The 340-nt window shown below is 41.8% G+C and carries 1 protein-coding gene; it reads left to right on the top strand.

Features of this window, described 5'->3' with window-relative positions; translation table 11 throughout:
• Positions 1-340 (top strand): hypothetical protein (locus tag SCA31_RS22740; protein ID WP_410699315.1); only part of this gene is annotated, 340 nt, incomplete at both ends.

Consider the following 340-nt stretch of genomic DNA (forward strand, 5'->3'; position numbering starts at 1 on the left):
GTACGCTTACAGGAAATAGAGTTGTAACTCAGGGAGCGCATACTTTAGCTTTTAACGGAACTGCAGCTAATGCTTTTTCTGTTGATGGAACTACACTGTCTGTAGATGCCGCAAACAATAGAGTGGGAATTGGTACTGCAACGCCTGAGAATAAGTTTCATGTAGTAAGTACAGCAGCTGTTGCTAATAGATTTTCACTTTTCGATGCTCCTGCAGGTACTAATCAGCAATCTATTATGGCAATAAGAAATACATCTCCAGTGGCAACTGGTAATTTTGCTCTTTTAGGATTTTCCAATACAGGACCTACAGGTGGGGGTGCAAACTGGGGAATAGGAAG

The organism is Chryseobacterium sp. SIMBA_028, from assembly GCF_046535285.1.
Classification (GTDB): Bacteria; Bacteroidota; Bacteroidia; order Flavobacteriales; family Weeksellaceae; genus Chryseobacterium.